The organism is bacterium (assembly GCA_009926305.1).
Lineage (GTDB): Bacteria > Bdellovibrionota_C > UBA2361 > UBA2361 > RFPC01 > RFPC01.
Map to the genome: position 1 here is coordinate 1 of RFPC01000132.1, position 4,174 is coordinate 4,174.

5 protein-coding genes are annotated in these 4,174 nt (G+C 45.8%); 2 read left to right on the plus strand and 3 right to left on the minus strand.

All coding sequences use genetic code 11. The annotated features are described in order from the left end of the window. The first annotated feature begins 255 nt into the window (after positions 1–255). Complete coding sequence (locus EBR25_12655; GenBank protein ID NBW41834.1) at positions 256–768, plus strand: GNAT family N-acetyltransferase; 513 nt, start codon at positions 256–258, stop codon at positions 766–768. Between the two features lie 94 nt (positions 769–862). On the opposite strand, the gene EBR25_12660 is transcribed toward EBR25_12655, so the two are convergent. Beyond that, a complete protein-coding gene (locus EBR25_12660; protein NBW41835.1) occupies positions 863–1,864 on the minus strand; it encodes an ATPase in 1,002 nt (333 codons plus the stop codon). Between the two features lie 363 nt (positions 1,865–2,227). Here EBR25_12660 and EBR25_12665 point away from each other — a divergent pair, with 363 nt between their 5' ends. Continuing rightward, a complete protein-coding gene (locus EBR25_12665) occupies positions 2,228–2,746 on the plus strand; it encodes a porin family protein (protein ID NBW41836.1) in 519 nt (172 codons plus the stop codon). Between the two features lie 121 nt (positions 2,747–2,867). Here EBR25_12665 and EBR25_12670 read toward each other — a convergent pair whose 3' ends face one another. Both EBR25_12670 and EBR25_12675 read right to left on the minus strand, forming a co-directional pair. Further along, positions 2,868–3,659, minus strand: a complete 792-nt coding sequence (locus EBR25_12670) for a hypothetical protein (protein ID NBW41837.1) — start codon at positions 3,657–3,659, stop codon at positions 2,868–2,870. Positions 3,660–3,846: 187 nt separating this feature from the next. After that, on the minus strand, positions 3,847–4,174 hold a 328-nt coding region (locus EBR25_12675), incomplete at its 5' end, for an arginine--tRNA ligase (GenBank protein NBW41838.1).

Consider the following 4,174-nt stretch of genomic DNA (forward strand, 5'->3'; position numbering starts at 1 on the left):
GTACCACCATCTTTTTTTCATTGGATGACGAACCGATGGGACGACATTCTCCGATTAACACTCCCCAAAATAGTCATGGTTAGAGTTCTTCTCGTGCAACCAAAAGTCAGGGGGTTAGCTCGTTCCCGAGCGGCTCTCAAATAACGCTAAGGCAACAAGAGCGCTTCTCGCTCGCCAAGGATAAAGTCAGATAGTACAGTGAAAAAAGATGGTGGTACTTGAATACTGGAGTACTTGAATACTGGGGCGATCCAAATGGAATATCGAATTGTAACTGCAGAGCCAGAGCACTGCCCTCTCTTTCCAGAAATTGAGCATAGATGTGCTCAGGTGTTTGCAGAAGAAGATCTCCCAGAACCACTGCGATCGACACCAAACCCTGAAGCTATTTTTCGGGATGCTCAGGCAAATGGGCTCCTATGGGCAGTGGTTCATCAAACGAACATTCCAGTAGGCTTTTTACTGGCAGAGCTCGTCGACGGAAACTTCCATATTAAAGAAATGGATATTCATCCAGCTCATGCCCGCAAAGGCCTGGGAGGGAGCCTACTCGAGCATGTGTTCAATATTGCCAGTGAGCGAAACTTCTCCCATATCACTCTAACAACATTCAAACACCTACCATGGAACAAGCGCTTCTATCAAAAATACGAATTTAACTCACTCAATGATTCTGAGATGGGAGTCGAATTACGGGAGATCTTGCGTCAAGAAGAGGCGGCAGGACTGAGAAACCGAGTCGCTATGCGTCGAGAGATCACTACGTAACCCCTCCCCTCTTTCTCTTTCTTCTCCTCCACGTTCACTATTCGACCACAAATAAACTAACCTGTGAACACTCCCTTCGGGGGGTGAGGGTAGGCTAAGGAAACTGGTTCAGGAGATACCCGACCACGAGCACCTGGGGAACAGTAACGAGAGGAAGAAATAATGCAACACGCCAACCAATATTTACCCATAAAAGACCTATCTCAGTATAATCAGTAACAACCCCAGCCATTAAAAAGACAAATGGGTTTCCGAGCGTTCCAACTTGCTGGAAGATTTCAAAAGCGATTGGAGCGCTCCCCTCACTACATACTTCAATGAACGTAGCCGCGAGGAGCGTTAGTAGGAGGCCACCAAACGATGGTCCAAAATACGTCATAAAGATGTGACTGGGAACATAGGCTCCGATAAATGCAGCAAACAGAAATCCTATCAGAATCCACCACAGCACCATATTCGATAAGGACACGATTCCAGAGAGTACTCCCCTGACGCTGCGCTTCAGGTCGAAATGCCTGATCCGATCCCAAGAATAGTCCTCAAGCTCGACAGCAATAGGCGACTCCTCTATCAGCCCAAACTGCTCAAGCGCTAAAAAAATGAGCCCCGTTATCATCGCTATCAACATAGCAGCGCCGATGAATAACAAAGACTTCCAGCCAAAAAATCCAATCAATAAAAAAGTAATCGGAAGATTCGCCCACGGAGCCGCAAGCAAAACCGCCACTATCGCTGCATTACTCGCTCCCTTCTTATGCAGTTGAATCACAAGCGCCAGAATACCATGAGAACACGTCGATAAAAGGAATCCAGAAACCACAGCATAAAGCAGCGATTTGAGGGATTTTTGTCCTAAATACTTCGCTACAAACCCCTCAGGCACAAAGTAGTCGATTACTCCTCCCAGCAATAATCCAAGCAAAACTGCCCACCAAATCTTGGCTAAATAAGAAAGAAGACTCTCATGGAGCGGCTGGAGTATCGGAATAGGTAAAAATGAGCAAAGTAAAATACTCGTGAAAAGGAGTACGGTGATCTTCAGACGACGATCAAAGGAGAAAGATTCCCTTTCTTCATGGCAACATTCATGCGTCATAGTGCCTGTACCTCTGTTGCTCGAAGCATATACTTCTCCCTCAGTGCTCTTGTATGAGCAAGGTCTCACAATACACCGACTCCTTTCCCCTCTCCCTATCAAAATACTTATGCGATGAGTCACCACCGCAGATATGAAGGCTGCTCGCCCTCTCAGTCACGAAACGCAGGGCAAGAAGGATTCTCTATTACAGTCCGCCCACCTGAAGATGATTCCCAGCCACCTCCTCGGATAAAAGTCGATAAATCGAGCTTTTAAGGATGGTATGTTAGGCTAGGCACCGTCCGAGAAATAGTGCTCGGGAAGTTGTCTTGCGGCGAATCGACCGAGCAGCTAGTTTGAACCTACGTCGGAGGAACACTTATGGTCAGATGTCTTCAATCAACGCTATTCTTCTTGTTCTTAAGCCCTGCGCTCTGTCTTGGATTAGACCTCTATATTATGGGAAGTATGTGGGAGCCTAGCGATACCGAACGGACTTTCGGATACGGCGCTGGGGTCAGCCTCCCAATGATTACAGACTATCTCCGCCTTGATGGACGGGTGTATTTCTTTGAAGAGAATGATCAAGATAATGATGAGTCGTTTGAACTCATACCCGTTGATCTTGGATTACAAATTCACTTAGAGCCAGATAATGACTTTAATCCCTACCTCCTTGCCGGGATTTCCTACATGCTCGTCGATGGAGAGCAAGTCGATATTGATGATGATTTCGGCGGGTACTTCGGAGCCGGACTTGAATATGGCTTGAACAAGACTTTTCGACTTTTTGGCGAGGCCCAATATCGTATCGCCGAACTGGGAAGTGAACGAACACTATTTGATGATGTAAACGTAAGCGGTTTTGCAGCAAACTTTGGATTCAAAATACATCTGTAACAAAGAGCACTGGCTTAGCCTCCTAAAACAATCCTACCATGCGGATTGCAATACCAAGCATCGCTTCGGAGATGTCGTCAGTGCCCGACACTATCTCATGAAAATCAAATAATCTTCTTGATTATCTCACGGCTGCATCAGGAACTTTATCGAATACAAAGTTGAAATTTGCAGCATTAGACATATTAATAAATGCAGAGGCCAGAGTGCCACGGCATGGCTGTGACGGGTCCAACACTCCAAGACTCGTAACCCCTACTAGGGATAATCGATCATTTTCAACTACCGCCATTGCTCCTCCAGAATCACCAGGACAAACACTTGTGTTCGTCTTATCTGCTTGAGACTGGATGAATCCCGCTGAGACTCCAGTTATCTCAACACGAGCAGCCCGAAGATCAAGTCTATCCCGTATCTGTGAAAACTCTCCATTGAGCCCATATCCATATACAGTGGCTTTCTGTCCAACCTCAACTGTGCTGCTCAGAAGAAGTGCCATAGGCGCTACCGGAAAATCATTGGCAACACTGACTATCCCAATATCAAAAGGGCTCCCCGCCGAATTATCATACCGAGGATGAACATACGCGGACTGTGCATCTTGAACAGCTCCATTCGTAAACACTTCAACCGCGGTTATAATCACTTCATCAGAAACAAGGCAATGCGCTGCAGTCAGTACGTCATTTCGAGTGATTAATGTTCCACTACACGTTCCTACCGTCTGTCCTTCTTCTCCTTTCAGGGTAAGCGACACCACTGGACTACTCGATACTGAACATTGCTCCCCATTAAATACTCTGAGATTTAAGTCGCTACACCCTGAACGGTTTTCTTGTCCCCCTTCAGACTTCGTGCAAGCTGCTAATGATATAATAGCGAGAGAAATCAAAATTGACCTAACGTAACACATGGTAAAAAACCTCCATTTGGTTGCTGCTCATCCCTTGCGTAACACCAATAGATTATTGCCGACAACACTACACAGTGGAGTTATGGAAGAAGTTGTAAGGGAAGTATCAAAAGTATCATAAGAGTTTGAAATCACGTGAGATTGGAATGCTGATCATGAGCAGGTTGTGAACCTCTCATAAAAATACCTACATCCTCTCTGGAATCTCTATTCCGAGCAGTGTGAGCCCCTGCTCAAGGGTGAAATAGACTGAACGACACAGATTCATCCGGGCAGCTTTTAATCCCTGGTCTGGCTCATCCCCGATACGGCAAGCAGCATAAAAACTATTAAACAACTTACTCAACTCAAAAAGATACGCACAAAGCGGGGAGGCCTTTAACTGTTCAGCACACACTTGGACAACTTCCTGATAGGCTGCAAGCTTTAATACAACTGCAATTTCCTGCTCCGAATCAAGCTTGTCAAACTCTGGTGCAACTTTGACATCTCCTACTTTCTTAAAAATGGAATTA

What these genes read in the sequence shown, in the direction of transcription:
- EBR25_12655 (NBW41834.1), top strand. Translation starts at nt 256, where the DNA reads ATGGAATATCGAATTGTAACTGCAGAGCCAGAGCACTGCCCTCTCTTT.
- EBR25_12660 (NBW41835.1), bottom strand. Translation starts at nt 1,864, where the DNA reads ATGACGCATGAATGTTGCCATGAAGAAAGGGAATCTTTCTCCTTTGAT.
- EBR25_12665 (NBW41836.1), top strand. Translation starts at nt 2,228, where the DNA reads ATGGTCAGATGTCTTCAATCAACGCTATTCTTCTTGTTCTTAAGCCCT.
- EBR25_12670 (NBW41837.1), bottom strand. Translation starts at nt 3,659, where the DNA reads ATGTGTTACGTTAGGTCAATTTTGATTTCTCTCGCTATTATATCATTA.